General features: G+C 62.8%; 3 protein-coding genes and 1 pseudogene. All 4 read right to left on the bottom strand.

The window, feature by feature from the left end; translation table 11 throughout:
• Positions 1 to 733, bottom strand: a pseudogene (locus Q7T06_RS03085) (penicillin-binding protein 2); the annotation flags it as partial.
• Positions 734 to 756: 23 nt separating this feature from the next.
• A complete protein-coding gene (gene mreD, locus Q7T06_RS03080) occupies positions 757 to 1,269 on the bottom strand; it encodes a rod shape-determining protein MreD (RefSeq protein ID WP_304779974.1) in 513 nt (170 codons plus the stop codon).
• Positions 1,269 to 2,231 carry a rod shape-determining protein MreC gene (mreC, locus tag Q7T06_RS03075; RefSeq protein ID WP_304779968.1) on the bottom strand — a complete coding sequence of 321 codons (963 nt, stop codon included), beginning with the start codon at positions 2,229 to 2,231 and terminating at the stop codon, positions 1,269 to 1,271. The genes mreD and mreC overlap by 1 nt, the downstream gene beginning before the upstream one ends.
• A 130-nt stretch (positions 2,232 to 2,361) precedes the next feature.
• The coding region (locus Q7T06_RS03070) for a rod shape-determining protein (RefSeq protein WP_304779962.1) at positions 2,362 to 2,681 on the bottom strand (320 nt) is incomplete at its 5' end.

Raw genomic sequence — 2,681 nt, 5'->3', positions numbered from 1 at the left:
CCGGTGTGGCGTGGGTGCGCGCCAGCGTGCGCACTGCGCGGCCACCGGCGGAGACTTCCACCTCCTCGTAGCCTGTGGTGCCATGAAGCTGCTTTTCGTAGCTTTTTTCCAGGCCTTCCTTGCCGATATGGCTGGTGCCGGCGTAGTTGGTCGCGTCGTCCCACTCTTCGATCGCACTGGCCTCGGCCTGGTTGATCCGGCCGATAAAACCGATCACATGCGACGCGACGCTGCCCAGCGGATACTGCCTGAACAGCCGCGCCTGGATTTCGATGCCGGGAAATCGGTAGCGCTGCGCGGTGAAACGCGCCACTTCCTCGTCGGTCAGCCGGGTGCGGATCGGCACGCTCTCGAAGTTCTTGGCCTCATCCAGCAGGCGGCGAAAACGCTTGCGGTCCCGCGGCTGGATATCGACCAGCTTTGACAGCTCTTCGATTGCGGTCTCGAGATCGATCTTCAGCTTGGACGGCGTGATCTCGAGCGTGTAGGCGGAAAAGTTGCGGGCGAGGACGACCCCGTTGCGATCCAGGATCAGCCCGCGGTTCGGAACCACCGCGACCACGGAAATGCGGTTGTCCTCGGCCTGGGCGGCATAGTCGCCATGCTTGTAAGCCTGCAGCCACAAAAAGCGCGCCAGCAGCAGGCCGAAGCAGATGAACACGAACACGCCCGCCACCGACAGCCGCATCCGGAAGTCGTGCAATTCCTTTTCTGTGTTCTTGAATTCGGTCATGCGTATTCAAACATTCGGCTGGCTCAGATTGGCCGGGTTTCGTCGCGGTTGACGGCACGGCGCTGCGGCGCCAGGAACAGCCAGGAAACGAGCGGCCAGATGAGGGCAGCGGTAACGCTCGATGCATAAAAGGACCAGCCCGGCAGCTTGCCGCTGACCATGGACTGGATCACCAGTTCGACCGTCTGCATCACCACCAGAAGGGGTAGCACATGCAAGGCCTGGGTCAGCACGCTGAACCACAGCACGCGGCGGTGGATCATGATCGCAAAGTAAGACAGCAAGGTATAGGCCAGCGCATGCTGCCCGAGCAGCGACGCATTGTGCACATCCATCAGCAGGCCCATGGAGAAGGCAATGCCAATGCCGACCTTGCGCGGCTGGTTGATGCTCCAGACAATCAGCACCAGCGCGAGGAAATCCGGCACCCCGGGCATCCCTCCCCAAGGCAGCAGGTTGAGCATGAAGGCAACGATCACCGTCACCGCAATGAACAGCGGGCTGACGGGCAGCAGGATGTAGTGCGGTCGGTCCATCATCTTGCATCCCCTGTTTTCAGTGCGGGCGCAGCCGGTGCGGCGGCGTCCTTGCCCGGTGCAGCCAGGCGTTTCTTGCCAGGCCGGCCCTTTTCTTTCGCATCTTCCGGTTCCGGCGGCGGGGGCAGCCTGGCGTCGGACAGCAGTACCAGCAACTGCCGGTTGCGGTCAACGCCGGCCGATGGCAGGCAGACGATGCGTGCGAAGGCGTCGGAGGACTGGCTTTCCACATTGGCCACGCTGGCCACTGCCAGGCCTGGCGGATAGACGCCGTCTATTCCGGACGTGACCAGCACATCGCCCTTGCGGATGTCGGCGCTGGTCGGCATGAATCGCAAGTCGAGCAGGTTGGACTGGCCGCGGCCGTAAGCCACGCTGCGCACGCCGCTACGCGCCACCTGCACCGGAATCGCCTGTCCCTTGTCAGTCAGCAGCGTGACTTCCGAAGTCAGCGGGAATACACGGGTGACCTGGCCGACCACGCCCACATCGTCGATCACGGGCTGGCCCGCCTTCAGGCCATGCTGCAGTCCGCGGTCCAGCACGATCTTGCGGGTGAAGGGATCGCGGGTGTCATACAGGATTTCCGCCATCACCGACTTCACCGGCACCCGCTCGGCTGCTGCCAGCAACTGCCGCAGGTGAGCGTTCTCGGCAGCCAGTTGCTGTCCCTGCTGCAGCTTCTGCGCATTGGACACATGCAGGCGCCGCAGGGTGTCGTTTTCATGCTGTATCGAGGACAGCGTGTAGAAGTAATTGCCGACCGCATAAGCAGCGTCGCGCGGCGCCAGCGCCGCGATCTGCAGCGGATAGAGCACGACGCTGACCACCTGGCGGATGGCACCGAGCGCGCGCACCCGCGAATCGACTGCCAGCAAGGCGAGGGCAATCAGGGCGAACACGATCACCTTCAGCCGCGCGGACGCGCCTTGCTTGAACAGTGGCGGAGGGCTGTATTCCATTGAGCGTGTGCGAGATTACGAGCGGCGCTGCAAATGAATTGGTGGATGAAATGACATGTGCGCCGGGCCAAAAAAAACATCCCGGCCATGTGGTTTGCACACGCCGGGATGCCTGTCCGGGAAGGCAGGCTTATTCGTACGAGAAGATCGAGCCCAGCTTGTCCATTTTCTCGAGCGCCATGCCGGAGCCGCGCACCACGCAAGTCAGCGGATCTTCCGCGACGATCACGGGCAGCCCGGTCTCTTCCATCAGCAGCCGGTCCAGGTCGCGCAACAGGGCGCCGCCACCGGTCAGCATCATGCCTTTTTCGGCGATGTCGGCGCCCAGTTCGGGCGGCGTCTGCTCCAGCGCGTTCTTGACTGCGGAAACGATGTTGTTGGGCGGATCGGTCAGCGCTTCCAGGATTTCGTTACTTGAAATCGTGAACGAGCGCGGAATCCCTTCCGACA

The sequence above is a fragment of the Herminiimonas sp. genome (genome assembly GCF_030645555.1).
Lineage (GTDB): Bacteria > Pseudomonadota > Gammaproteobacteria > Burkholderiales > Burkholderiaceae_D > Oxalicibacterium.
The sequence above is the reverse complement of the archived record's forward strand: the minus strand, read 5'-3'. Positions and strand labels throughout refer to the sequence as shown.